Source organism: Pseudarthrobacter sp. TE9888 (assembly GCF_056279345.1).
This window is the reverse complement of record NZ_JBWBRD010000002.1, coordinates 2,288,275-2,313,324: the sequence shown is the minus strand read 5'-3', so window position 1 is coordinate 2,313,324 and position 25,050 is coordinate 2,288,275. Positions and strand designations below refer to the sequence as shown.

The 25,050-nt window shown below is 66.7% G+C and carries 20 protein-coding genes and 1 tRNA gene; 6 read left to right on the top strand and 15 right to left on the bottom strand.

The annotated features are described in order from the left end of the window. Positions 1 to 6: 6 nt before the first annotated feature. The 4 genes from sucC to ACZ9J7_RS11385 all read right to left on the bottom strand — a co-directional run bounded on the left by sucC (position 7) and on the right by ACZ9J7_RS11385 (position 5,588). Positions 7 to 1,176 carry an ADP-forming succinate--CoA ligase subunit beta gene (gene sucC / locus ACZ9J7_RS11400; RefSeq protein WP_159632837.1) on the bottom strand — a complete coding sequence of 390 codons (1,170 nt, stop codon included), beginning with the start codon at positions 1,174 to 1,176 and terminating at the stop codon, positions 7 to 9. Between the two features lie 224 nt (positions 1,177 to 1,400). Beyond that, positions 1,401 to 2,108: a hypothetical protein gene (locus tag ACZ9J7_RS11395; protein ID WP_476209451.1), complete on the bottom strand. Its 708-nt coding sequence runs from the start codon at positions 2,106 to 2,108 to the stop codon at positions 1,401 to 1,403. A gap of 22 nt (positions 2,109 to 2,130) precedes the next feature. Further along, positions 2,131 to 4,674: a DNA helicase PcrA gene (pcrA, locus tag ACZ9J7_RS11390; protein ID WP_476211840.1), complete on the bottom strand. Its 2,544-nt coding sequence runs from the start codon at positions 4,672 to 4,674 to the stop codon at positions 2,131 to 2,133. Between the two features lie 83 nt (positions 4,675 to 4,757). Continuing rightward, positions 4,758 to 5,588: an inositol monophosphatase family protein gene (locus tag ACZ9J7_RS11385; protein WP_476209449.1), complete on the bottom strand. Its 831-nt coding sequence runs from the start codon at positions 5,586 to 5,588 to the stop codon at positions 4,758 to 4,760. A gap of 32 nt (positions 5,589 to 5,620) precedes the next feature. On the opposite strand from ACZ9J7_RS11385, the gene ACZ9J7_RS11380 reads away from it, so the two are divergent. After that, a complete protein-coding gene (locus ACZ9J7_RS11380; protein WP_476209447.1) occupies positions 5,621 to 6,247 on the top strand; it encodes a hypothetical protein in 627 nt (208 codons plus the stop codon). Here ACZ9J7_RS11380 and ACZ9J7_RS11375 read toward each other — a convergent pair. From ACZ9J7_RS11375 to ACZ9J7_RS11365, 3 genes are all read right to left on the bottom strand, one after another. Beyond that, entirely contained in the window at positions 6,219 to 8,936 is a 2,718-nt protein-coding gene (locus ACZ9J7_RS11375; RefSeq protein ID WP_476209445.1) for a hypothetical protein, read from the bottom strand. The two genes, ACZ9J7_RS11380 and ACZ9J7_RS11375, sit on opposite strands and share 29 nt — an antisense overlap. After that, positions 8,926 to 10,392 carry an SWIM zinc finger family protein gene (locus tag ACZ9J7_RS11370; protein ID WP_476209443.1) on the bottom strand — a complete coding sequence of 489 codons (1,467 nt, stop codon included), beginning with the start codon at positions 10,390 to 10,392 and terminating at the stop codon, positions 8,926 to 8,928. Before ACZ9J7_RS11370 ends, ACZ9J7_RS11375 begins: the two co-directional genes overlap by 11 nt. Before the next feature lie 90 nt (positions 10,393 to 10,482). Further along, complete coding sequence (locus ACZ9J7_RS11365) at positions 10,483 to 11,274, bottom strand: DUF998 domain-containing protein (RefSeq protein WP_476209442.1); 792 nt, start codon at positions 11,272 to 11,274, stop codon at positions 10,483 to 10,485. Positions 11,275 to 11,357: 83 nt separating this feature from the next. Between ACZ9J7_RS11365 and ACZ9J7_RS11360 the strand changes: the two genes are divergently transcribed. The 3 genes from ACZ9J7_RS11360 (at position 11,358) to ACZ9J7_RS11350 (ending at position 12,324) form a co-directional block, all read left to right on the top strand. Beyond that, a tRNA-Arg gene (locus ACZ9J7_RS11360) sits at positions 11,358 to 11,430 on the top strand. Between the two features lies 1 nt (position 11,431). After that, positions 11,432 to 11,911: a DUF6314 family protein gene (locus ACZ9J7_RS11355; RefSeq protein ID WP_476209440.1), complete on the top strand. Its 480-nt coding sequence runs from the start codon at positions 11,432 to 11,434 to the stop codon at positions 11,909 to 11,911. Beyond that, on the top strand, positions 11,908 to 12,324 hold the full coding sequence (locus tag ACZ9J7_RS11350) for an NUDIX hydrolase (RefSeq protein WP_476209438.1): 417 nt from the start codon (positions 11,908 to 11,910) through the stop codon (positions 12,322 to 12,324). Before ACZ9J7_RS11355 ends, ACZ9J7_RS11350 begins: the two co-directional genes overlap by 4 nt. Before the next feature lie 25 nt (positions 12,325 to 12,349). Here the strand turns inward: ACZ9J7_RS11350 and ACZ9J7_RS11345 are convergent, their stop codons facing one another. Continuing rightward, complete coding sequence (locus tag ACZ9J7_RS11345) at positions 12,350 to 14,263, bottom strand: ABC transporter ATP-binding protein (RefSeq protein WP_476209437.1); 1,914 nt, start codon at positions 14,261 to 14,263, stop codon at positions 12,350 to 12,352. A 2-nt stretch (positions 14,264 to 14,265) separates the two neighbouring features. Continuing rightward, positions 14,266 to 15,927 carry an ABC-F family ATP-binding cassette domain-containing protein gene (locus ACZ9J7_RS11340; RefSeq protein WP_476209435.1) on the bottom strand — a complete coding sequence of 554 codons (1,662 nt, stop codon included), beginning with the start codon at positions 15,925 to 15,927 and terminating at the stop codon, positions 14,266 to 14,268. Between the two features lie 246 nt (positions 15,928 to 16,173). Here ACZ9J7_RS11340 and ACZ9J7_RS11335 point away from each other — a divergent pair, with 246 nt between their 5' ends. Together ACZ9J7_RS11335 and ACZ9J7_RS11330 are read left to right on the top strand one after the other, a co-directional pair. After that, on the top strand, positions 16,174 to 16,905 hold the full coding sequence (locus tag ACZ9J7_RS11335; protein WP_476209433.1) for a hypothetical protein: 732 nt from the start codon (positions 16,174 to 16,176) through the stop codon (positions 16,903 to 16,905). After that, positions 16,902 to 17,639 carry a hypothetical protein gene (locus ACZ9J7_RS11330; RefSeq protein WP_476209431.1) on the top strand — a complete coding sequence of 246 codons (738 nt, stop codon included), beginning with the start codon at positions 16,902 to 16,904 and terminating at the stop codon, positions 17,637 to 17,639. Before ACZ9J7_RS11335 ends, ACZ9J7_RS11330 begins: the two co-directional genes overlap by 4 nt. Before the next feature lie 223 nt (positions 17,640 to 17,862). On the opposite strand, the gene ACZ9J7_RS11325 is transcribed toward ACZ9J7_RS11330, so the two are convergent. The 6 genes from ACZ9J7_RS11325 to ACZ9J7_RS11300 form a co-directional block, all read right to left on the bottom strand. Further along, a complete protein-coding gene (locus ACZ9J7_RS11325; protein WP_476209429.1) occupies positions 17,863 to 20,895 on the bottom strand; it encodes an alpha-mannosidase in 3,033 nt (1,010 codons plus the stop codon). Positions 20,896 to 21,020: 125 nt separating this feature from the next. After that, positions 21,021 to 21,899: a formate dehydrogenase accessory sulfurtransferase FdhD gene (fdhD, locus tag ACZ9J7_RS11320; protein WP_476209427.1), complete on the bottom strand. Its 879-nt coding sequence runs from the start codon at positions 21,897 to 21,899 to the stop codon at positions 21,021 to 21,023. 100 nt (positions 21,900 to 21,999) lie between these two features. Next, positions 22,000 to 23,418 (bottom strand): molybdopterin molybdotransferase MoeA, encoded by a 1,419-nt coding sequence (locus ACZ9J7_RS11315; protein ID WP_476209426.1) that lies wholly within the window; start codon positions 23,416 to 23,418, stop codon positions 22,000 to 22,002. Further along, positions 23,415 to 23,708: a DUF6457 domain-containing protein gene (locus tag ACZ9J7_RS11310; protein ID WP_476209424.1), complete on the bottom strand. Its 294-nt coding sequence runs from the start codon at positions 23,706 to 23,708 to the stop codon at positions 23,415 to 23,417. The genes ACZ9J7_RS11315 and ACZ9J7_RS11310 overlap by 4 nt, the downstream gene beginning before the upstream one ends. Beyond that, positions 23,705 to 24,421 carry a molybdenum cofactor guanylyltransferase gene (gene mobA, locus ACZ9J7_RS11305; RefSeq protein ID WP_476209422.1) on the bottom strand — a complete coding sequence of 239 codons (717 nt, stop codon included), beginning with the start codon at positions 24,419 to 24,421 and terminating at the stop codon, positions 23,705 to 23,707. Before mobA ends, ACZ9J7_RS11310 begins: the two co-directional genes overlap by 4 nt. 55 nt (positions 24,422 to 24,476) lie before the next feature. Then, positions 24,477 to 24,977 carry an HNH endonuclease gene (locus ACZ9J7_RS11300; RefSeq protein WP_056331149.1) on the bottom strand — a complete coding sequence of 167 codons (501 nt, stop codon included), beginning with the start codon at positions 24,975 to 24,977 and terminating at the stop codon, positions 24,477 to 24,479. Positions 24,978 to 25,050: the final 73 nt, after the last annotated feature.

Below are 25,050 nucleotides of genomic sequence, written 5' to 3'. Positions count from 1 at the left end.
GTCCCTTTACTTCGCTGCGTTGGCGAGCTCGGCGGCCTTGTCGGCGCCCTCGTCCATGGTGGCGGCCAGGGTAACCAGCGGGTGGTTGGCCTCGTTGAGGATGCGGCGGCCTTCCTCGACGTTGTTGCCGTCGAGGCGGACTACCAGCGGCTTGTTGGCAGTGTGGCCCAGTTCGGCCAGTGCGCCGACGATGCCCTTGGCGACGGCGTCGCATGCGGTGATGCCGCCGAAGACGTTGACGAACACGGACTTTACCTGCTCGTCGCCCAGGATGACGTCCAGGCCGGCGGCCATGACCTCGGCCGAGGCTCCACCGCCGATGTCCAGGAAGTTGGCGGGCTTGACGTTGCCGTGGTTTTCACCGGCGTAGGCAACGACGTCCAGGGTGGACATGACCAGGCCTGCACCGTTGCCGATGATGCCAACTTCGCCGTCGAGCTTGACGTAGTTGAGGTCCTGCGCCTTTGCCTTGGCCTCCAGCGGGTCGGCAGCGTCCTTGTCCTCGAGCTGCGCGTGCTTCGCGTGGCGGAAGTCGGCGTTCTCGTCCAGCGAGACCTTGCCATCCAGTGCCACGATGTCGCCGGCGCCGGTCTTGACCAGCGGGTTGACCTCCACCAGGGTGGCGTCTTCCTTCTTGAAGACATCCCAGAGCTTGAGGATCACGGCGGCGACCTTGCCGCGCAGTTCCTCGGCGAAGCCTGCGGCTGCGACGATTTCGTCGGCCTTGGCCTGGTCGATGCCCACAGCGGGATCGATGGCGATCTTGGCCAGCGCTTCGGGACGTTCGACGGCGAGCTGTTCGATCTCCATGCCGCCTTCAACCGAGCACATGGCAAGGTAGTTGCGGTTGGCGCGGTCCAGCAGGACGGAGAAGTAGAACTCCTCGGCGATGTCTGCACCCTGGGCGATCATCACCTTTTTGACGGTGTGGCCCTTGATGTCCATGCCCAGGATGTTGGTGGCGTGCTCAAACGCCTCATCAGCGGACTTTGCGACCTTGACGCCGCCGGCCTTTCCGCGGCCGCCTACCTTGACCTGTGCCTTGACAACGGTAACGCCGCCGATCTTTTCGGCAGCTGCCTTTGCTTCTTCTGGGGTGTACGCCACGATGCCGGCAAGCACGGGTACACCGTGCGCCTCGAACATATCGCGCGCCTGGTATTCAAACAGGTCCACGGTTTAGTGTCCTTCTACGTCGAAGTAGTTTCTGTACAGTCGGACACCATCTGTACGACGATGACCGGGCTGCGGATTGCACGCACCGGCGGCCTGTCTGGAAACGAGCCACGCGGCGTAATGCTCCACTGGGAACTCTAGTCCTTTGGAGGGACCGGGCCGTCCCAGACTACCCCTTATGTGAGTAAGCACACTATTCTATGGACGGTAGAAAAACCGCGGATTTACGGGGTTTTTTGGCCCTCGGGCTGCGGCGGCTGGCTGGTTTTGGCCGGCCCCTGAATCAGCTCGTAACGTTTGGGCGAAACGAAGAATCCGACGCCGGCAGAGACGTTTCCGCATGCCACACCGCCGTTGTACGCGGAGCAGCGCAGCCCGTTGCGTTCCAGGTTCTGCCCGTCCGCCAGTACAGGCAGCTGGGCCAGGGGCCCTGCCTTGCTCCCCTTGGGTCCGAAGGCGGCTTCCATGGATGTGACGCCGGAGCGGCATTCGCCGTAGCGGGCGGTGTCCGGCGTGAGGAGGGCCACCCCGCCCAGGTAGCCCAAATGGGTTCCGGCGCAGTCGCCCTTGGAGTCGCCCGGCTGGAGCGCCGGATAGGTGGCGAGCTCGCAGTGGGCTACCGGCACAATGGGCAGCTTGTTGTTGGCGGCGTCGCTGAAGCGGTTCTGCTCGTAGGGCAGGTTCAGGTGTTCCCCGCGGGCGGACGTGAGCGAGCACGCGACCGTCCGGTCGGCGGTGATGAAAGAGAGGACGTCGTCGCCGCTGGAGAATGTCTTCGCATCAGCCAGCGGTGCCTTTTCCAGCTGCTCCATGGGTTGCAGCGGAGCCGGCGGAACGTAGGCAGGGTCTTTGGTGGTCACCGTGCAGCCTGTGGCAATGATAAGGAAAAGGGCGGCGAGCATCCCCCATACAGTCCGTCGCATGGCCTCCATTATGCCCGGGCTGGGGCGCTCATCAGGCGTCGAGTTTGGTGAGCGGGGCGTAGCGCAGGAGCAGGCGCTTTTCGCCGACGTCGAACTTTACCTTCGCCACGGTCTTGTCTCCGGCTCCTTCAAGGGCCAAGACCGTTCCGTTGCCGAAGCTGGTGTGGTTGACCTTGTCCCCCACGCTGACGGCAATGATCTCTTTTTGCGGCTGCACCCTGTTCTTGGCGATGAAAGCCGGGACGTCGGCGTTGAAGCCGGCCGATGAGTCTGCGGCGGCTCCCCGGGAGGTGCCGGCCCCCCAGAAGGACCCGCTGTACCGGCCCGAACCAATCGAACCGCCGCCCGCCCACGACTGCCGGCTGGTTCCCTCCCGTTTCCATTCCAGGAGCTCTGCGGGGATTTCCTCGAGGAACTGGCTGGCGGGGTTGTACTGGCTCTGGCCCCACATGCTGCGTACCTCGGACCGGGTCACGTACAGCCGCTTCCGGGCACGGGTGAGCCCCACGTAGGCCAGCCGGCGTTCCTCGGCGAGCTCCTTGGGGTCGGTGGCTGAGCGCTGGTGCGGGAAGAGCCCGTGTTCCATGCCGGTCAGGAATACCACCGGGAACTCCAGGCCCTTGGCCGTGTGCAGGGTCATCAGCGTCACCACGCCCAGCCGTTTGGCCTCGGCCACGGCGGCGTCAATGTCCGCGCCGGGGGCATCCGGAATCTGGTCGGCGTCTGCCACGAGGGACACCTGTTCCAGGAAGGCGCCCAGGCTGCCCTCCGGATTCTCCTGTTCGTACTCGCGCACCACGGCCACGAGTTCGGCGAGGTTTTCCACGCGGGACTCGTCCTGCGGATCGGTGCTGGAGCGCAGCGCGGCGAGGTAGCGGGTCTGTTCGAGGACCGCTTCGAGTGCCGCGGCAGCCCCGGACCCGGCGGCCACCTCAGCGAGGTCGTCCAGCATTTTCACGAAGCCCAGGACCGCGTTGACAGAACGGGTGGCCATGCCCGGAGCCTGGTCCGCCCGGCGGGCGGCCGCCATGAAGGACGTGCGTTCGCGGCTGGCGAGGGCCGCCACGGCGCCTTCGGCACGGTCGCCGATGCCCCGCTTGGGTTCGTTCAGCACCCGGCGGAGGTTGACGTCGTCGTCCGGGTTTACCAGGACGCGCAGGTAGGCCAGGGCGTCCTTGATTTCCTTGCGCTCGTAGAAGCGGGTGCCGCCCACCACCTTGTAGGGCAGGCCCACGCGCACCAGCACGTCCTCGATGGAGCGGGACTGGGCGTTGGTGCGGTAGAAGATGGCGACGTCGCCCGGGCGGAGGTTCTCCTCGTCCTGGAGCCGGTCGATCTCCTTGGCGATGAACTGCGCTTCGTCGTGTTCATTTTCGCCAACGTAGCCGATGATTTTGTGGCCTTCGCCTTCGGCGGTCCACAGCCGTTTCTCCGGCCTGTTGGGGTTGCGCGAGATCACCGAGTTGGCAGCGCTCAGGATGTTCTGGGTGGAGCGGTAGTTCTGCTCCAGCTTGATGGTTCGCGCCTCGGGGTAGTCCTTTTCGAACTCCACGATGTTCCGGATGTCTGCGCCGCGGAAGGCGTAGATGGACTGGTCCGAGTCGCCCACAACGGTAAGCTCCGACGCGCCGGGGCCCTCGCCCACGATCTCCCTGACCAGCGCGTACTGGGCGTGGTTGGTGTCCTGGTACTCGTCCACCAGGACGTGGCGGAACCGGCGGCGGTAGGACTCTGCCAAGGCGGGGAAGGCGCGGAACATGTAGACGGTCTCGGCGATGAGGTCGTCGAAGTCCATGGCATTGGCCTGCCTGAGGCGCTGCGTGTAGCCCTTGTAGACGTCCGCCACCGCGTGTTCGAAGGGGTCGTTGTAGTTGGCTTCCGAGGCAAAGGAGTCGGCGTCGATGAGCTCATTCTTCAGCGCGGATATCTTGTGCTGGATGGCCTTGGGCGCAAACTTCTTGGGGTCCAGGTCAAGGGATTTGGAAACCTGGGTTACCAGGCGAAGGGAGTCGGCGGAGTCGTAGATGGAGAAGTTGGATTTCAGGCCGACGTTCGCCGCTTCCTGCCGCAGGATCCGGACGCAGGACGAGTGGAACGTGGAGATCCACATGATCTTGGCGCGTCCGCCCACCAGCGCCTCAATGCGCTCCCGCATTTCCGCGGCCGCCTTGTTGGTGAACGTAATGGCCAGGATTTCGCCGTGGTGCGCGCGGCCGGTGGCGATCAGGTAGGCAATCCGGTTACTGAGCACGCGGGTCTTGCCCGAGCCCGCTCCGGCGACGATCAGCAGCGCCGATCCGCCGTGCTTGACCGCTTCCTCCTGCTGCGGGTTCAGCCCTTCCAGCAATTGGGCAGCATCCGGGCGGCGCCTGCCATGGTGGCCGTCGTCGTGCCGGTCCCCGGCGTTCCCGTTGGACTGTTGCCAGCCGCCTGGGCGGTGAAACCCGCCCTCCTGCAGACCCGGCGTTCCGCCCGGCCCTGCCGTGGTGGCAACGCCCTCAGGCTCCGTCCTTGTGCGGGCGGTGGAGGCGGGAGCGGCCTTGAACGGTCCGTCAGAGTACGGGTCAAACAACATATCCATGGTGCCTACAAGTCTAGGCGGTGGGACCGACAACGCCTTCCAGGCTGTGGATTACTCCCGCGGCGCGGGCGATTGCTTCAGGCCACCGAGCCTGACTCGAGGGCCGCACGCAACTCGCGGACCGCCGTCGTTCCTCCTGCGATGAACCACTCAAGCCCGTTGACCCGGACGGTGTCCACGGCCCCGCCGGCCGCAAGGACGATCGCCTTGCCCGGCAGCCAGTCCCATTCCGGGCAGCTGTGCTGGAACCAGCACCCCAGCTGCCCGTCGGCTACCCGGCCCAGGTCGCAGGAACCGGATCCGAGCATGCGGAGGGATGCCGCGGAGGTGGCCGCGGCGTGCCACGGCATGGCACACATCGGATCCATCAACCAGGTGGGGTGGATGTAGGTGGCTGCGCCGAGTTCGGCAACGCCGGTGGTGTTGCGCCTGCCTCCGTCCTCCGTGAATGCAGCCAGCAGATCGCCGTTGAGCGTCGCCCGCCGGTCATGCCCGCCAAGCCACAGCTTGTCCTCTTCAGGCTGGAAGACGGCGCCCAGCAGCACATCGCGGCGGTCCTTGAGCGCGATGGCGGAGCACCAGTAGGTGGAGCCGTGCAGGAAGTTGTAGGTGCCGTCCACTGGGTCGATCACCCAGGTGCGGCCACTGGTTCCCTGGACGGAGGCGCCTTCCTCGCCCAGGATGCCGTCCTCCGGCCGGCAGCGCTGGAGCTGTTCCAGCACGTAAGCCTCCGCGGCGCGGTCCGCCGCGGTCACCACATCGGAGACGGAGGTCTTTTGTTCAGACTGCAGGCCGGCCATGCGCATGAGGAGCGCCAGCTGTCCGGCTTCACGGACCAGCGCCGAGGCCAGTTCGTAGTCGTCCAATGAGGGGTCAAGAACAGCTGCGCTGTGTCGGCCTGTGGTCATGGGTTCAGTTTATGGGGCGGGATAATGGTGGCATGGCCAAAACCCCTGCCCAGCGGATCAAGAAGCACGGCGCCAACGCGGCGGTGCCGCAACACCACCTGCCACCGGTGGTCAACCCCACCACTGCGCGCACGCCGGAAAAGGCGCAGGGAAACAGCAACCTGATCGTCATTGCCGGCGTGGTGGCCAGCCTGTTCCTGTTCTGGTACCTGCACCTGCTGACCCTGACCCAGCTCACGCAGCTCTCCGAGGACATGGCCATGCCCGATTCGTTGGTTGGCGGTTTTGACGCCGGCTACATCGGCCGGCTGCAGGGGGTCATGAACAGCGACGCCCTGGGCCAGCTGAACTACGTCCACAAGACCGCGGGCACCCTCTTCCCGCTGATCTTTGGATTCACCTGGCTGCTGCTCATCGGGACCAACGTGGCACGGAAGGCGGTGCGCTGGGCGCTCTGGGCGTTGCCCATGCTGTTCGTGGTGGTGCGGCTGTGGGGCAATGTGGCCATTGACGCCATGATGGGCACGGAAGGCCCCGACGCCGGCCAGGTGGCTTTGGCATCCGGCCTCACCATTGCGGGCTGGGTGCTTCTGGTGCTGAGCCTGCTGGCCGGGGGCGCGGCAGTGTTCCTCAACAGCCGGAAGCGGAAAGAGGGCTAGGCAGCCGTCGCCCGGACGGCACTGCTAGCGCGTTGATCCCCATGTCCGCTGCGAGCCGTTTCGCTTCCAGCGTGCTTTTCGTTCCGGTTTTGGCTCCCGCCACCCGCAGCACGGCGGCCACAAACTCCGCTGGAACATTTTCCGGTGTCCTCTGCGCGCGTGGAATTGCTGCCCACAATTCAGTACAGGTGGCCAACAGGCCGTCCGTACCGGCAGGCAGCCGTGGCCGTGCGACGGCAGCCGCCACCAAGGCAGTCAGTACCGGCCAGACCCTGTCCAGATGCCCTTCGTATGCCACCAATGCAAGATTGCGGGTAAGGCGCCCTATGGCCAGCCCGCCTGCATCCAACTGGTTTCGGGCCGCCTGGGCCAACTGGTCCGGGAGCAGCAGTCCCCTCCTTGCCAGCTCCAGCACCGTGTCAACGGTGTCCTTGGGCTCGGTGGCAGCGAGTTGTGTAATCAGCCACTCGTGGGTCAAGAGACCGAGTCCACCAGCGGTTGCACCTGCCAACTCTCCCTGGCGCCGACACACCAGGTCTTCGTAAGTCGCCCGGTCATGATGCCAGACAGCCCCCAAGTCGGGCCAAAAGGGCACCACAGTCGCAGCCGCCAGCCAACCACCCCGCTGCCACTCCTTACCGCCCGTCCACATCTCCGCTGACAGCAAGCCGCGCGAGAGGGAAGGGAACCGGTCCAGCGAAACAGGCAATACAACGGCCTCACCCACGGCGGGCTGCGCAAAGCCGCCTCCGGCAACCCAGTCCCGCAGTATTCGTCCCGCCTGCCGCTCCAGGTCGTCGGAACCATTCAGGGGGCCAACGGGAATTTCGGGGACTTCGGACGCCAGCTCCCTGCCCACTGGCCCCAGGCGCAACAGTGCCTGGAAGAAGTCCGCTTCTCCGTATTCCCAGCCTTCTTTGGCATATAAATTGAGCACCGGCACCAACCGCTGCAGATCCACACGGAAATCTGAGTGGCTGGGGGTAGCGAGCGAATATGCGACCGTTCCGGCGTGGACTGCCAGCTCGCTGTAGCGGCAGACGCGGACAGCATCGAGGGCGTTCAGGCGGCAGAACCAGTCAAACGCATCGAAAGGTCCAGACACTGCAGCCAGGACCTTGGCCGTGAGGAGCTTGTGGCCGGCCAAATCCCATCCACCTGATGCCCACAGCCTCACAACTGACTCTGGATCGGGATACGCCAGGCGATCCGACAGCGGGCCTTCGAAGTAATCATGACGGAGGCGGTGCCGCCAGGCGTACCAATCCCGCACCTCCCGGGGAGCGTGAAACGTGGACCGAAGGAACAGGTCCAGGTACTGCTCCTCGGCCACCGTATGCTGTGAATTCCTGTCCCAGAACGGTAGCGGGCGCTCGGTGTCCACTTCAGGCACCACATATGGTGGAACACGCGGCTGCTCGGAGGTACCGGCGGCCCACAGCGACTGCACTGAAAATCGGTCGTACCTGATGGCAGGGGCAGGAGCGCCCACCACCGATTCGGCCATAGACCGGATTTTGAGGTCAGCGGATCCAGCAGCGGCCTGCCAGCACTTCTGGAGTGCGGCGTCGTCATCACGCCCGGCGGCCTGGAGTGACTTCAGGTGCCGGATCAACAGAACCTGCGGCTTCTTCTCGCTCCTTGCAAACACGGCGCTGCTGAGTTCCTGCAGGTCACTCCCGCTCAGCGGGGCCGCCAAGAGCAGCTCCAACGCCAGGAAAGACAAGAATCCGGGAGACGTTGCCACCACCGAGAGCAGGAGAGGAAGGATCCCGGCTGTTTCTTCCGGCGTCGGTTTCACGGCCGCCAGGACCTCGGCCAGCAGGCGTTGGTTCGGGCTTCCATCGCAGCGGGACAAAGCGCGCTCTACGCGTTCGAGTACGTCTGCGCGTTTCAAGGTTCCCCGCCGGAGGTAGCTGCACAGGACCGCACCAACTCCTGAACCCTTCAAGGGTGCCAGCGCATCCGGAACGTCGAAACATCGCATCAGCGCGTCGGGTGCAGTGTCATCGAGGTCGAAGACGTCCAAGAGCTGTGTCTGGGTACGTGGGAGAACCTCGCAGCATCCTGCCGGACCGATACGGAATTGGAGCCCTCCCCAGCTGGGATACACGTATGTCCGGGCAGCCTCCTCGTCCCAAACCTCGTGGACCTGCCGGAGGCCGCCATAGTAGAAGGCCCACAGGCGGGGATATGCCTCCAAATCCGTGGTCGGAATTTTGAAATGGAGAATGAGCGGCAGGCAGTGGCGGATGAGGGCAGCGGCCGTGTCCCGTTCCGCTTTTACATTCCGGATGATCGCCGCTCGGACAAATTCCCGGCACCAATCTTCGCCCTTCGCCACCATGGCATCCACCAGCAGCAGCACTTCCTGGTTCCGGCTCGAGATGAGATTCCTCCAAGGCAGCAGCCGCGCAGCATTTCGCGGAGAACTGGCCATAACGGTGACCACGTCCCTGACACTGATGCTGGCGTAAAGGTTTTCCATGGTCACGGTGCCCGCGGAGCGGTAGTCCGTATCATCCCGAAGGAGGTTGCGGCCGCTTTTTGCAAACCAGGCGGTGGTTTCCTTCAGATCGGACGAGGGAAGGTTCCTGATGTACTCCGGCACCGCTTTCCGGCCACCCTCCGTGACAAGACGCCGGATGACCTGCACTGCTGTCGGATCGGCGCGCTCCTCAATCGCCATACGGGCCGCCCTCCCGGTTTCCGCCGGCCTCCAACAAGAGCAGCCCGACGGCCAACACATGCTTGCAGGGTCCCCTGGACCCCCGATTGTCGGTCCACCATGGACAGTTACACCGGAAGGACCCGACGGTCCCGCTGATCCGGTACGCATAGGTTCCAGCGGCACTGCAGACTTCCCACCAGTGCTCCCTGCGTACAACGCCCCCGGCAGCAACAATGCTGCGGGCGGCCGCAAGCCTTGGGTAGTCCTTCACAGTGCGTTGGGGGTCGAGCGGAAGCTCCCGATGGAAATACTCCCCCTCAAGCAGATCGAATCCGACTTTGCCGGAGGCGCCCAGATACGCAAGTCCCTGGGTAATTCGGGGCACCGCCAACTTGGTCTTCGCACGGAGCTCCCGGGCGGATACGACGGACTGCCATGACAGAAACTGCAGCACGGCCTCCCCGACAGCCTCCGCTCCAGGTACCGCAAGTGACTCGAGGATCCCGCCTTCCCCGGAAAAGCCCCGCGTGGGGGCAGGTGAAAGCAGCAACGTGAAGTGGGCTCCGGGCAGTTGGAACGCCCAGGCACTGGAGCCGCCGCCATGCTTGAATATGTCCACGCGGGTGGCAAACCGGGCGACACGGCGTGCCGCAGCCAGCCGTCCTGTTCCGGCCAGGGTTACTGAGTGCGGCCTCGCCGTTGTCACTTCACGGAATCCTCGTGCTGATGGCAGCAATACAAGCGTGCGGCCAGGCCGTGCCGATGGAAGCGACGACAGGAACTGGGCAGTGGCGGCTCCGGTGAGGGTGGCCACGTGTGACATTTCCGCAGCGATGCCGGGGGTCTCGGCGAAGCCCCTTACCCACCGGTCCGGAAGTTCGACTTTCCGTTCAAAGTGGCTTTCTGCCTGCGTGGAGACCAGCAGTCCATCGCGGCCAACGGCCAAATGCAGCAGTTCGTTGCGGTGGACATTCGCCAGCGCAGACCGCAGGGCAGCGTTGATGTCCACGTTGGTGGTCCCGAACCCAATCTCGCCGCCGTCAAGGCCTGACGCCAGGAGGTCGAGCCGCGCATAGACACCGTTGCAGGCAGAGAACGACTCGCACCGCAACCGGTCTCCGCTGGCTGTCATGACGGGGTCCAGGACGTCGCTGAGGCGGAACGTCGCATCGAAGTATCTCGACGCCGCGACATCTGCCACGGCAAGGAGGGCGTTGGCCATCACGTCCGGGCGGACAGCGAATCCCCGGAAGAAATTGGGATTCTGCACCAGGCCGCGGGGAGTGGCTCCCAGTGCGGATTCGAGCAGAAGCCAACTCCCCCGGTCGGCCGCCCGAAGCGTTGATTCCGCCAGGTAGGAGCTCATGGACGCGGCCCCGGGCGTCCGGGGATCACAGGTGTGGAGCCAGCCAAACGACGGTGCTGGGACCGGTCCCCCACCGGCGAGGCCGCAGACGGCATCGACATGGCGCAAGCCTAGGCCTCAACCCAGCCGGCCGAGGCTGAAAAGGGCTCAATTTATGGTCAAGAACCGCGAAGCCATCCAACCGGCGACCATTGGGGCCTATGAGCGGGAAGCTCCATTGTGGACGGCCAGGGCCGCAGCGCGTGCCGCAGCCCGCCGCTGCTTCCGGTGCCGGTGCACCCGCTGGGCGATGACCAGCCCCGCAGCGGCCATCCCCACGGTGACCGGATAGCCCATCAGCCGCTCCAACGTGCCGGGCTCGGGAACCTTCATGCGGGTCAGTCCACCAGTGGCCGTGGCCGCCAGCGACACGCCTCCGCACACCAGCAGGAACCACGCCATCCCGGTCTTCCGAAGCCACAGGATGCCCAGCACCAGCAATGCCAGCCCACCGGAGACGAAATACGTGATGGCGCCGGCGTAGTGCCAGGGTGAGCCGGCATCCTCCGGGACCAGCCCCACCACCACGGTTCCGGCGCCGGCGGCGCCGGTGAGCAGCCGGACGGCGGAGGCTGCGAACCAGGGCTCCCGGCGCCGCCAGTCCACCCGCGTGCCGGGCCGGGCGGCCACGCGCAGCAGGCCCGAGGTCAGCAGTACCGCCCCCGCCAGCAGCCCCAAGCCCTGGACCACGAACGAGGCATTCATGAGCCAGTTCAAGGGCGAGCAGACATCCCGGCCGGAATATATTCCGCAGTGAAGCGCCCCCAGGTCGCTGATGTACCCCGTCCGCAGGTCGTACGGGCGCGGTCCCGCCCACGCCATGGCCACGGCAGCCTCGGCAGCGAAATACTGCAGCACGCTCAACACCGCCCACGCCCCGATGTACTGCCGGGTGGACGCCACGTTCGGAGTGACGGCAGTGGCGGGAGCGGCAGTGGGGGCTGGACTCATGCCTTGAGCGTAGTACGGCCCGGCACCTTGTATGCTTGTAACCGTGTCCGGACGGACCGGCCCCGCCGAACCCCCGGATGCGCGCCCTCGTAGCTCAGTGGATAGAGCACGGCTCTCCTAAAGCCGGTGTCGTTGGTTCGATTCCAATCGAGGGCACTTGAATTCTCCTTCCCCGGAGCCAACCCTCCGCGCCTACCTCCTGGGCCGCCGCCCGTCAGGCCATCCTGGACCGCCGGGCCGGTGGCGGCTGGAGCGGGACCTGCTGGACAGGTCGGACGGCACCCGCGGAACCTTTTCCGGCGTCGCGGTTTTCACCCCCACGGACGACGGCGGCCTGGCCCTGCGCGAAGGAGGCACCATGCGCTGGCCTTCCTTCACCGGCCCCGCCTCCCGCGAGTACGTCCTGAAACCCCTGCCGCAGCCCGATGCGCTGGACGTGTTCTTTCCCGACGGCAGGCCGTTCCACCGCATGGGCTTCACCCCCGGTTCCAGACAGGACAGCCACTGGTGTGATCCGGACACGTACCGTGTTTCCTACACCTGCCAGGGCCCGGACGCCTTCAGTTACAGCTGGGACGTGACCGGTCCCCGCAAGGATTTGCTGCTCGTCTCGCGCCTCGAAAGGATCGCCACATGAACGACCGCATCGTGGTCTCCGCCGTCTGTGTCTTTGACGACGCCGGGCGCCTCCTGACAGTACGGAAGCGCGGGACCGGCATGTTCATGCACCCCGGAGGCAAGCCGGAGCCGGGCGAAACCGCTGTGCAGGCGGCTGCGCGGGAACTCGCCGAGGAGGTGGGCATTGTGGTGCGCCCGCAGGACCTGGACCTCATGGGCGTGTGGATCGCCGACGCCGCGAACGAGGCCGCCACGGATATCGAAGCGACAGTCTTCATCGCCCCGGGCACATGGCAGGCCACTCCCGCGGCCGAAATCGCGGAGATCCGGTGGCTGGACATCAGCGTGCCGGCGGGCGCAGCCCTCCCCCAAGACCTCGCGCCCCTCCTGACGGACCACATCCTGCCCCTGCTGGCCGCACGGGCAGTCTGAGAACCGGCCGCGGGACAGGAACCCGCTAGAACTCGGGGACGGACTCCTGCGCCACCGCCGTGGCCTCGGCAAACTGCGTCCGGTACAGCTCGGCGTAGCGGCCGCCCGCCGCCAGCAGTTCGGTGTGGGTTCCGCGTTCCACAATTTGGCCGCCCTCCACCACCAGGATGGCGTCCGCCGCGCGGACGGTGGAGAGCCGGTGCGCAATCACGACGGCGGTCCGGCCCTCGAGTGCGGCGCCCAGGGCTGCCTGCACGGCGGCTTCGTTCGTGGAGTCGAGCGCGGCAGTGGCCTCATCGAGGATGACGACACGGGGCTGGGCGATCAGGAGCCGGGCGATGGTGAGCCGTTGGCGTTCACCGCCCGAAAGCCGGTACCCGCGCTCCCCCACCACCGTCTCCAGGCCGTCCGGCAGGGACCTGATCATGGTCTCGAGACGGGCCTGCCGCAGGACGTCCCACATGTCTTCGTCCGTGGCGTCGGGCCGGGCCAGCCGGAGGTTGGAGGCGATGGTTTCGTGGAACAGGTGGCCGTCCTGGGTGACCATGCCCAGGGTGTCCCGCAGCGAATCGAAGGTGGTGTCCCGGACGTCCAGCCCCGTCCCCGGTGCGGTGCCGCCAAGACGCACGGCGCCCGAGTCGACGTCGTAAAGCCTCGACAGCAGCTGGGCGATGGTGGACTTGCCGGCGCCGGAGGAGCCCACCAGGGCCACTGTCTGGCCTGGTTCCACCCGGAAGCTGACGCCGTGCAGCACTTCCTCCCCGCCCCGGGTATCAAGGGTCGAGACTTCCTCCAACGAGGCCAGGGAGACCTTGTCCGCGGAGGGGTAGGCGAAGCGGACGTTGTCGAACTCCACGGACACGGGCCCGGCAGGAACGGGCACGGCGTCCGGCTTCTGCTGGATCAGTGGTTCCAGGTCCAGGATCTCAAAGACCCGTTCAAAACTGACCAGCGCGCTCATGACTTCGACGCGGGCATTGGACAGCGCCGTGAGCGGGGCATAGAGCCGCGTCAGCAGCAGCGCCAGGACCACCACGTCCCCGGGCGCGAGCTGGCCGCCCAAGGCGAGCCAGCCGCCCAGTCCGTAGACCAGTGCGAGCGCGAGCGCGGACACCAGGGTCAGGGCCGTGACGAACGTGAACTGCAGCATGGCCATGCGGACGCCGATGTCGCGGACGCGGCCCGCGCGGGCGGCGAACTCGCGGGACTCTTCATCCGGGCGTCCGAACAGCTTCACCAGTGTGGCGCCGGGCGCGGAGAACCGCTCCGTCATCTGGGTGCCCATGGCGGCGTTGTGCGCAGCGGCTTCGCGGCGCAGGTCCGCCAGTTTGGAGCCCATTCGCCGGGCCGGGATCAGGAAGATCGGCAGCAGGACCATGGCGAGCACGGTAACCAGCCAGGACTTGTTGAGCATCACGATCAGGGTCAGGGCCAGCGCCACGGAGTTGCTCACCACGCCGGAGAGCGTGCCGGCAAAGGCGGACTGCGCTCCGATGACGTCGTTGTTGAGGCGGCTGACCAGCGCCCCTGTGCGGGTGCGGGTGAAGAAGGCGATGGGCATGCGCTGCACATGGTCGAACACCCGGGTGCGCAGGTCCACGATGACGCCTTCGCCGATGGTCGAGGACAGCCAGCGGGTCAACAGCCCCACCCCCGCTTCGCCCACCGCCACGATGGCGATCAGCACGGCCAGCCAGATCACCGTACCGGCATCCGTCTTGGCGATGATGGCGTCAACCACCTGGCCGGCGAGCACCGGGGTGGCGACGGCCAGGAAGGCCGCCGCGATGGAAGAGAGCACGAAGGCGATGAGCTTGCCCCGATGGGGCGCGGCGAAGGCCAGCACCCGCTTCAGGGTTTCCTTGGAGAACGGCTTGGAGCCGCTCTTGGCGGTGCTGATGTTGTAGAGCGAGCTCCACGCCACGCGGTCCATGCTCATGGTTATTTCTCCTGGCTTGCAGTGTGGTGGAGCTCCTGGACCGTGCCGTTTTCCAGGTGCCACCGGTAGTCGAGTCGGACATTTTCGAGCAGCCGGCGGTCGTGGGTGACCAGCAGCAGGGCTCCGTCGTAGCTTTCGAGGGCCTCTTCCAGCTGCTCGATGGCCGGCAGGTCGAGGTGGTTGGTGGGTTCGTCAAGCACCAGCAGGTTCACCCCGCGCGCCTGGAGCAGCGCCAGTGCTGCCCGCGTCCGCTCCCCCGGGGACAGGGAATCCACGGTCCGCGACGTGTGGTCCGCCTTGAGGCCGAACTTGGCCAGGAGGGTACGGACATCGGCGCTGTTCCAGTCGGCCAGCACGGCTTCGACGGCGTCGCCCAGCGGCTGGGCACCGTCCAGCAGGCCGCGGGCCTGGTCGATCTCGCCGACGGCGACGGTGGCACCCATGGAGGCGTCGCCGTCGTCCGGTACCTGGGTTCCCAGCAGCAGGCGCAGCAGGGTGGACTTCCCCGCGCCGTTCGGGCCCGTGATCCCGATCCGCTCACCACCGTTGAGCTGCAGGTTCACCGGTCCCAGCGTGAAGCTGCCCTGGCGTGCCACGGCATTGCGCAGGGTGGCGACGACGGCGCTGGAGCGCGGCGCCTGCCCGATGCTGAACTGGAGCTGCCATTCCTTCCGGGGCTCCTCCACCACGTCCAGCCTGGCGATGCGAGATTCCATCTGCCGGACCTTTTGGGCCTGTTTCTCGGAGGACTCGGTGCTGGCGGCGCGCCGGATCTTGTCGTTGTCCGGGTTCTTCTTCATGGCGTTCCGGACGCCCTGCGAACTCCACTCACGCTGGGTCCGGGCCCGGGATACCAGGTCTGCCTTGGTGGCGGCGAAGTCCTCGTACTTCTCGCGGGCGTGCCGCCGCGCCACGGCGCGTTCCTCGAGGAAGGCGTCGTAGCCGCCGTCGTAGACCCCCACGCTGTTCTGGGCCAGGTCCAGCTCAACCACCCTGGTCACGCAGCGGGCCAGGAACTCCCGGTCATGGCTGACCAGCACCACCCCGCCGCGCAACCCCGTCACGAAGTTCTCGAGCGTGGCCAGGCCGGCGAGGTCCAGGTCATTGGTGGGCTCGTCCAGCAGCACCACGTCGAAACGGCTCAGCAGCAGGGTTGCGAGCGCCACCCGCGCCGCCTGGCCGCCGGAAAGCCCGGTCATCAGCGCTTCGGGGCCAGCATCCAGGCCCAGCTCTGCGAGCACGGCAGGGATGCGGTCATCAAGGTCGGCGGCCCCGGAGGCCATCCAGCGGTCAAAGGCGCGGGCATACGCATCGTCTGCCCCGGGAGCACCGGAACCCAGGCCCTCTGCCGTGGACTCCATTTCGCGGGTGGCTTCCGCGCAGCCGGTCCGGCGGGCAATGTAGCCTGCCACTGTTTCACCCGGAACGCGTTCATGTTCCTGGGGCAGCCAGCCAACGAACGCATCGGCCGGGGCGAGGCTGACAGAGCCTCCCTGTGGCTGGTCAACACCGGCCAGGAGGCGCAGCAGCGTGGACTTTCCGGCGCCGTTGGCGCCCACCACGCCGACCACGTCGCCGGGGGCTACGGTCAGCGAGAGCCCGGAAAAAAGGGTGCGGTGGCCGTGGCCGCCGGAGATGTCCTTGGCAACAAGCGTTGCAGTCATGGTGGTCCTTTCGCCGCTGCCCGGACAGCCGTTGAGGGCCGGCAGAGGCGGCACAAACAGGCCGCGGCGCCGCTGGGGCTGCAGGACATAGAAGAACCCGCTGGTCCGGACTTGGGGGGTGTACGGACCAACGGGCTCGACCATCAACTATAGACGACTGTGGGCCGCGGACAAAATCAGCGGCACGGAGCGCACGGCCGGGCACGGTAAAATCGTCAGCACCACCCGTTCTGCAGAGAGCCATCCATGACCCTTTCCGCCAAGGCGTTCCAGCGCTGGCTGCAAGGCATCGCACCGGATGCCAGCACTGCCGACGTCTGCCGGGTCTCAGGAATCAAGCGGACAACCCTCGCCCAGCAACTGGTCCGGGGCAAAGTCTCCGTGACCACGGTGGTAAGGATCAGCCGGGCCTACAAAATCAACCCGGTGTCCGCGCTGGCGGGCTTTGATGATTACAGCGCCCTGGCCGGGCCGCCCCGTCCGCCCACCAGGAACGAACTGGTGAGCCAGATTTCGAGCGCGGACCTGCTCCGGACACTCCTCTCCCGGCCGGCCATGGATGCCCCCCGGGGAGCCGCCGCCCCTGAGCTGAGCCCGGCCCCGCACGCAACTTCCGTGAAGAACTGGGTGGACGCCATTGACGACGGCGAGGTCCGGCACCGCGTGTCGGCCGCCACCGGGGTGGCTCCGCAGAACTATTCCGCGCAGTTGACCGCAAACCGGCTGTCCCCCGAGCTCGCCATGGCCACCGCGGATGCCGCCGGGGTGGGACCGGCCGGAGGGCTGGTGGCCACAGGAGTCATTACGGAGGAGGAGGCGGGCTGGCCGCCCGGAGCCCGGCAGGCAGCATTGGCCAGCCTCTCCGACGGAGAACTTACCGCGCTTGCCGGAGACCGGCTCCAGGCACTGGGCAAAGTATTGCGCCGCCAGGAGCAGGACCAGGCGCAGACAGAAAAGATTTGGGAGAACCTGGGATGATCGAGACCCTTCAATGGACCACGCTGGCGATTTGCGCCCTCGTTGCAGTGGCCCGCATTCCCAGCACCGTCCGCGGCGAGAACCGCTCCCTGTTTGGCATCTTCGCCATGATGACGCTGGCCATCCTGTTGAGCATCCAGGGTCCTTACCTGGTGATCGACCAGGCTCTGGGAGGGGTCAACCTGGCCAACCTGCTGCTGCGGTTCGTGATCTTTGCGGCCATCTTCTTTATGGGCATCCGCATTTCCCGGGGGTTTGGTGCAGAGAGCGCATACCGGCTCATCACGGGGCGGGTCGGCGTTGTGGTCCTGCTGATCATTTCGGCGGCCATGGTGGCGCTCTTCTTCTCCATGGACACCGCCGGTTCCTCGGCCGGGCTAAGCGCCATCTCCGGGAAGGACGCCCGCCATTTCGCGCTGGTTGAGTACTACGGCGCAGCGGGCCGGGCCTACCCCGCCTACGTCGCCCTGGCCTTGGTTCCGGCGTTGGCGCGGGCGGCCGGGGACCGGCTCCCCGCCCTGGTGCGGATCGGAGCCGGACTGCTTGCCCTGGGCGGAGTGGCAGTTGCCCTCACGCTGCTCTTTCCCGTGATTCCGCCCTCCCTTGGCCAAATCGAGTTCATCATCAACTACACGGCAGTGCTGTGCTTCGTTGTTGGACTGGCCCTTATCTGGGCTGCCCGGGTGGTTAACGGGCGCAGCGCGGCACGCCAAAAGACATCTACCGAAACGTAACCTTCGCCCACTTTCACAAAATCATTAGACTGTGACACAATCATGAATGTGTGAAGGCGGGGCCGCCACGTGTTTTCGAACGGGGATAAATTCCAAAGCGCCGGCAGCCCCGGGGGCCTTTGCACACATTGGGGGGATGAGTGGTGGCGGATCGTTGGGGACCGCCCCCACTCAGCCTGCTTAAGGCCTCTTTCACCGGATCTCCAGTCCGGGCACGGACCCCCTACTTCCGGGCAAACCTCAGCGTCACCAGCTGGAACGGCCGGAGCTGAAGCGCAGCCCCGTTGCCGCCGGGCTCTACCCCCGGGGCTCCGGCAAGTCGTTCCAGGAGATCCGTGGGCATAACGTCCCGCACCGGGAAGTTCGCCGTAATGTTCCCCGCCGAACGCTGCCCCAGTGACTCATACAACCGGACCACGACGTCCCCGGATCCGTCCTGCGCCAGTTTCACCGCTTCGACGACCAGTGCCGGATTGCTGACGGAGAACAGCGGCTCCACTTCGTTGGCGCCGGTGACCAGCCGGGGTGCCAGGTTTGTCCGGTACCCTTCCTGGACGGCATCGGCAATGCCGGCTCCCGGGCGGATGGCCACGGTCAGTTCGTGACGTCCCCGGTCTGCGTCGGGGTCGGGAAACTTGGGCGCCCGCAGCAGGGACAGGCGCACCGTGGTGGTGGTTCCGCCGTCGGCCTCCCTGATATTCCTGGCCACGTCATGGCCGTACGTGGATGAGTTGGACACGGCCACGCCGTAGCCGGGTTCGCCGACGTGGATCCACCGGTGGGCGCAGATTTCGAACTTCGCGGCCTCCCACGAGGTGTTGGTGTGCGTGGGCCGGAAGACGTGGCCAAACTGCGTTTCGGCAGCGGACCGGTCCGCCCGCACATCCAGGGCGAAGCCGAGCTTCAGCAGCTTTTCACGTTCCTGCCAGTCCACGGAGGTGGTGATCTCCAGGGACGGACTGCCGGGGGCAAGCGTGATGCGCTGGGTGAGCGGCGAGGTGCCGGCCAGCCGCTCCACCACCACGACGGCGCTGCCGCCTTCGCCGTCAAGCCGGACCGATTCTGCGTGGACCAGCGGGGTGACGTTGCGCCGGTAGAACTCGTCGATGTCCCAGGCGTCCCACTCGTTGGGGGTGTCACGGTGCAGTTCGAGCAGGTTGCCGCGCTGGCCGGGGGCGATCGCTTCGCGGCCGCTGGCATGGTCGCGCAGGGAGGAAAGCAGTCCGTCCGCATCCACCACGGCCCGGATGACCCCATTGTCCAGGACGTAGCCGCCGTCGAGGGGTGTTGCCTGCACTGGTTCCGGGTTCAACGCCGGTTCGGCCGCCCCGAGCGCGGGGACGCCATCCCTGGAATGCGGGGCTGCGTTCAACAGGAACCGGCGGCCACCGGTGCCGAGCATTGCCCCGGCGGCGCGGCTGATCAACGCCTCAAGGGCGGTTTCGATGGCCTGGTAATTCCGCTCCGCGTCCTGGTGGACCCAGGCAATGGAGCTGCCGGGAAGGATGTCGTGGAACTGCTGGAGCAGCACCAGTTGCCAGAGTCGCTGAAGCTCGGCGCCGGGGTAGTCGTAGGCGCCGCCGGCGCGTACGGCAGCCGTGGCACACCACAATTCGGCTTCGCGCAGGAGGTGCTCGCTGCGCCGGTTGCCCTTCTTGGTCCGCGCCTGGCTGGTGTAGGTACCGCGGTGAAGTTCAAGGTACATCTCGCCCACCCAGACCGGCAGCGCGGAGTAGTCTTCCTCGGCCTGCCGGAAGAAGCTTTCCGCGGATCCGATCCGGACCCTCGGCGAGCCTTCCAGGTCCGCTGTGCGCGCAGCTGCGGCGAGCATTTCGCGGGTGGGCCCGCCGCCGCCGTCGCCGTACCCGAACGGGACCAGGGATACGGTGCCGCGGCCATGGTCCCGGTAGTTGCGCTCGGCGTGCGCCAGGTCCCTGGCGCTCAGATCCGAGTTGTAGGTGTCCACCGGGGGGAAGTGGGTAAACAGCCGGGTGCCGTCGATTCCCTCCCAGTTGAACGTGTGGTGGGGCATCCTGTTGGTCTGGTTCCAGGAGATCTTCTGCGTGAGGAACCAGCGGCTGCCCGCGGACTTCACAATCTGGGGAAGGGCTGCGCTGTAGCCGAACGAATCCGGGAGCCACGCTTCCCTGCACTCGATGCCAAACTCGGCCAGGAAGAAGCCCTTGCCCTCCACGAACTGCCGGGCCATGGCTTCGCCGCCGGGCATGTTGGTGTCCGATTCCACCCACATGCCGCCCACCGGGACGAACTGGCCCGCCTGTACCTTTTCCCGGATCCGGCTGAAGAGGTCCGGGTACAGCTCTTTGATCCAGGCGAGCTGCTGCGCAGAGGAGCAGGAGAAAACAAAGCCAGGGTCCTCATCCATCAGTGCCACCACGTTGGAGAACGTCCGTGCGCATTTGCGGATCGTTTCCCGGACCGGCCAGAGCCAGGCGGAGTCGATGTGGGCGTGCCCGGTGGCAACCAGTTGGTGCGCGGAGGCGTAGGCGGGCCGGGTCAGGACGTCGGCGAGCGCCCGGCGCCCGGCTGCCGCGGTCCCGGCAACGTCCTCGGGGTCCATCACGTCCATCATGTGTTCGAGGGCTCGGAGGATTTCGTGGCGGCGCGGAAGCTCCAGTGGAAGCTGCTCCATGAGGCCGGCGAGGGTCCAGACGTCCTGCTGGAGTTCCCACACGGTCTGGTTCAGCTCGGCGAGGGCAATGGTTCCCAGCCGATACTGGGGGGCGTCTCCTGCGGTCGCCTTGTCCCCCAAGGGCGTAGCGGCAAAGGTCCAGCCCTGCGCCATGTCCGGGTTCGCGGCCGCCTCTACATAGAAGTCCACGGCCATGCCGCTGCCCAGCAGCTTGAGCGGGATGTACTGGTTGCGCGGTGAGATGGCCTTGATGATGCTGCCGTCCGACCGCCAGGCGATGCCCTCGCACTGGAACCCGGGCGCTTCGGTGGTGAATCCCAGGTCCACCACCACTTCCACGGCGGTGTCAGGGCTGCCGCCCCAGGATTCGGGCACTTCCCCCTGCAGCCGAAGCCAGGTGGTGCCCCACGGCCGCCCCCAGCGGGCGCCATGCTCCTGCGGCTGGAAGTCCTGCCGCATCGCGTCCAGCGCAGGGACCGGCTCACCGGGCACTTCCCAGCTGCTCAGGGTAAGCGGGACCGTCCTGCTGTAAACGGCAGGGGCAATGCGCTCCCGCACAAATCTTGCCAGGCGGACTTCCGTGATCCTGCGGTCGTCATGCAATATAGGTCCTCTTTAAGCTGGGAACTGGATCATCGAGTCCATTCGATGGACAAATCTACCTGCTGGCAGCACTGCATCCAACCCCTTGGGCTGGTGGTACGGGACGGGCCCAGGCGTTGCCTGCGCTAAGACCTTGGCACGGCGGGCTGCGGTCCCAGGATCCTGGAGTCCCCGGCGTAGACGTTGAAACTGCTGCCCCGGCTGAACCCCGCCAGGGTCAGTCCGTTGGCCTCTGCCAGTTCCACGGCAAGGCTGGAAGGAGCACTCACGGCGGCCAGGACGGGGATCCCGGCAAGCGAGGCTTTCTGGACCAGTTCGAAGGACGCCCTGCCGGAGACCTGGAGGACAGTCCCGGCCAGCGGCAGGAGGCCTTCACGCAGCGCCCAGCCCACCACTTTGTCCACGGCGTTGTGGCGCCCCACGTCCTCGCGCAGGCACAGGAGCCGGGGGCCGCCGTCGTCGTCAATCCTGAACAGGCCCGCCGCGTGCACGCCGCCGGTGTCGTCGAAGACGCGCTGGGACTCCCGCAACAGGTCCGGCAGGGAGGCCAGGACCCTGGCATCCACGGTCAGTGGGTCCGCCTGGGGACTGTGGTGCGAGGACTTCTGGACGGCCTCAATGGAATCGGTTCCGCAGATGCCGCAGGAGCTGGACGTGTAGACCCGCCGGCCTGTGTCCGGGAGCGGGACGTCCGGCCGCAGCTGGGCCTCCACCACGTTGAATGTCTGAACGCCATTTTCGTCCTCGCCGGCGCAGAACCGGAGCGAAACCAGCTGTTCAGGCGCCCAGATGACGCCCTCGGACACCAGGAAGCCGGCCACCAGGTCGAAATCGTCGCCGGGTGTGCGCATGGTTACGGAGTAGGACAGGCCGCCGAGCCGGATTTCCAGCGGTTCCTCCACGGCGAGGACATCTTCGCGGTGGCGGACCGGGTACTCCAGGGCACTCGGGGAACCATCCAGGACATACTTGTGCACCTTCCGGCGCTGGGTTACTCGTCCCATATTCCACCCTGCCTGTTCATTACTCCATCATGGCACCAATAAAGGGCGCCCTGTCCCAAGGACCGGGGAGCGCCTTCCCGGGCACTGGCCCTGACATGCATCAGCCCAGGAGCGCACTCCAGTCGACGGGCCCGCCGGCTGCCGGCTTGGCCTTGGGCTGGCCGGTGCGGACGCCCGTTCGGGGCTTGGCCTTGGCATCACTTTCACCGGGCCGCGGAATGGGCGTCCCCCAAGGCAGCGCAAAGGCAGGCACCAGTTCACCCAGCTGCACCCCGTGCGGCGGCACCACCAGCACGCCGTCAGCGGCTGCCAGCCCACGCATCATGCCAGGCCCCGTGTGCTGCGCCGGGGATGCCATGCCATACAGCAGCCGGAAGGGCATCAGCCGGGTACGGCCGGGGTCGGGCTCGATCATCGTCCCGCACGGCACGTCCTCCACCGGCGGCATGGGATGGTGCCCCAAGGCAGCCAGCAGCGGGGCACCCACGGTGGAGAGGGCCATCATGGCCGCCAGCGGGTTGCCCGGAAGTCCCAGGACAAAACGTCCGTCGGGTAGTTCGGCAAGGACCGCGGGATGTCCCGGCCTCATTGCCACGCCGTCGATGATGAGCCGGCCGCCGAGTTCGGCCACTGCCCGGCGAAGGTGGTCCGTCCCCGACCGCCCGGTACCTCCGGTGGTGATGACGACGTCGGCAGGCAGGTCCGGCGCGCCGGGCACCTCCGGCAGCACGTCTTCGAGCGCCGCAAGCCATTCCGTGTACGAGTCGCCGATCCGCTGCTGGCCGGCGGCGATACCGCCCAGCATGGCCACGACGTCAGGCAGTTGCGGGCCGAAGGTATCGCGCACCTGGCCGGGTGCGGGCGTGCCCTGTTCCACCACCTCCGATCCGGTCAGCACCAGGCGGACCACGGGCTTCCCCTGGACCGGCACTTCGTCATAGCCGGCCAGGGCAGCAAGGGCCAGGTGGGCGGGGTTGAGCGTGACCCCGGCCTTGACCAGGATGTCCCCTTCCAGGGCTTCCTCCCCGGCTTTCCTGATGTGCTCTCCCGCGCGGGGCTCCCCCGGACGGGCCTTGCCGCCGGTCATCAGGACGGGCAGCCCCTCGTCATCCTGCCCCAGGACCGCGTTCTCGCTGCGAAGCACTGCCTTGGCACCGGGCGGGATGAGGCCACCGGTGGCGATGGGGCTTGCCTGGTGCGGCGCCAGCCGGGTGCCGGCCTCCACCGGGATCCACGGGCCGCTTCCATTGACTGCCCAGCCGTCCATGGCTGAGGAGGCATAGTGGGGCATGTCCTGGAGGGCAACGATGTCCTGGTCAAGCTTGCGGCCGAGGGCTATCCGCAGCCCAACGGGGCCGGGCGGAATGGGCGTTGCTGCGTCGAAGGCAGCCTCGCGCGCTTCCTGCCAGGTGTGCGCTGCGTGATGATGGTCCGCACGCGTGTGTTCACTTCCACCCCCGCGCGCCTCAGCCTCTGCTCCCGGCGGCGCGCCAGGACCGTCAAGGGGTTCTGCGGTCATTCGCCGGGAGTCCCGGCGGCTTCAGCGTCGTAGTCGGCCGCCAGGGAACGGGCAACGGCCAGTGCCGCGTCCATCGATGCCGCATCCATCTCCCTGCCGGGTGCGGCAGCCAGTCCCGCGGCGAAGCCTGCGATGAAGGTGGTCAACGGCGCCGCGGGCCGCACAACCGAGTGGGCGGCGACGCCCGCGAGGGCCAGCACGGCGTTGACATCCACCTGGACGTCCTCAAGTTTGTATGCCTGGAGGAGCGCGCGGCACCACTCTTCCAGCGTCTCGTCCTGGCTTTTCACGACTTGCCTCCCACGTTGTCTCCGGCTGTGCGCCGGTACTGTCCTGCGTGCTGGTTCCCGGCGGCAACACCCAGCGCGGCAGCATCGTCCCAGGTGTCCACATCGGCGGTGGACCCGGCGGGGACTGTGACAAGCTGCACGTCCAGACTAGCAAGGAGAGCCCTGACCGAGCCGTTGACCAGGGCGTTGCGTGAAGCCAGGGCGGCGCAGGAGCTTTTTAACCCAGCCGTGCTGTAAAAGCCTGCCAGCGGCTGGACCCTGCCGTCTTCGGAACAGGCCACCACCCCGCCCGGGCCGACACCGGCATCGGACTGCAACAGTGCGTCCCGCAGCACTGCCACCGCCTGGTAGGCCAACGGCATGTCGCACGCCAGCACCAGGGAGTAGGGGGCTCCTCCACCGTTCCTCGCCAAGGTATCCAGGCCTGCGGCAATCGCAGCCGCGGGACCAGAAAAGGCCGGCTCCTCCCGGCATGCCAGCAGGCCGGCGGGGCGGATCGACAGGGGCAGCGGGTGGCTCTCCCCGGCTTCAGCCGGCAGGCCTCCCGCATCGCCGACAACCACGGTCAGCCGGGCACCGGCCGCCGCGGCAACGGCGCGCTCCAGGAGGGTTTGGCCACGGAAGACCAACGACTGCTTGGGTATGCCGCCCAGGCGGGATGATCGTCCCCCGGCAAGGATCAGGGCATCAAAAGCCAAGCTGTTCTTGTCCACTCCCCCAGCCTAGCGACCAGCACCTGTTCCGGTGCCGGGAGGCGCCGGGAAACAGTCAGGCAGCGCGCTCCGGCAGCAGGAAGGGATCCCATGCGGGGGTCGGCTTCTCCAGTTCCTTGATCTGCCAGATCGTCCCGTGGGGGGGCTCGGGGACAAACCGAAGGGTCCACCCCATCTCGGCGGGAGTGTGGTCACCCTTGACGTTGTTGCACCGCAGGCAGGCGGCCACCAGGTTCTCCCAGGAATCGGCACCCCCACGCGACTTTGGGTGAACGTGGTCGATTGTGTGCGCGGCCTTGCCGCAGTACGCACATTTGTGGCCGTCCCGCCGGAGTACGCCCCTGCGGCTGACTGCCGTTGAGTGGTTGTACCGGGGCCGGATGTAACGGTTGAGGAGGATCACGGACGGGCGGCCCAGGACGTCGGTGGGTCCCACCACCGGGTCGTCCCCCTCGGCAACCACGCTTGCCTTGCCCGTGAGCACAAGCACCAGCGCCCGGCGGAAAGTGATAACCGCCAGCGGTTCATATCCAGCATTCAGAACGAGAGTGCGCATGCACTTACCTCTTCACGGCCGCACCCGTCAGGGGCACGAGGGCCGGCTGCCCTCGGCATGTCCGGGCTATGGA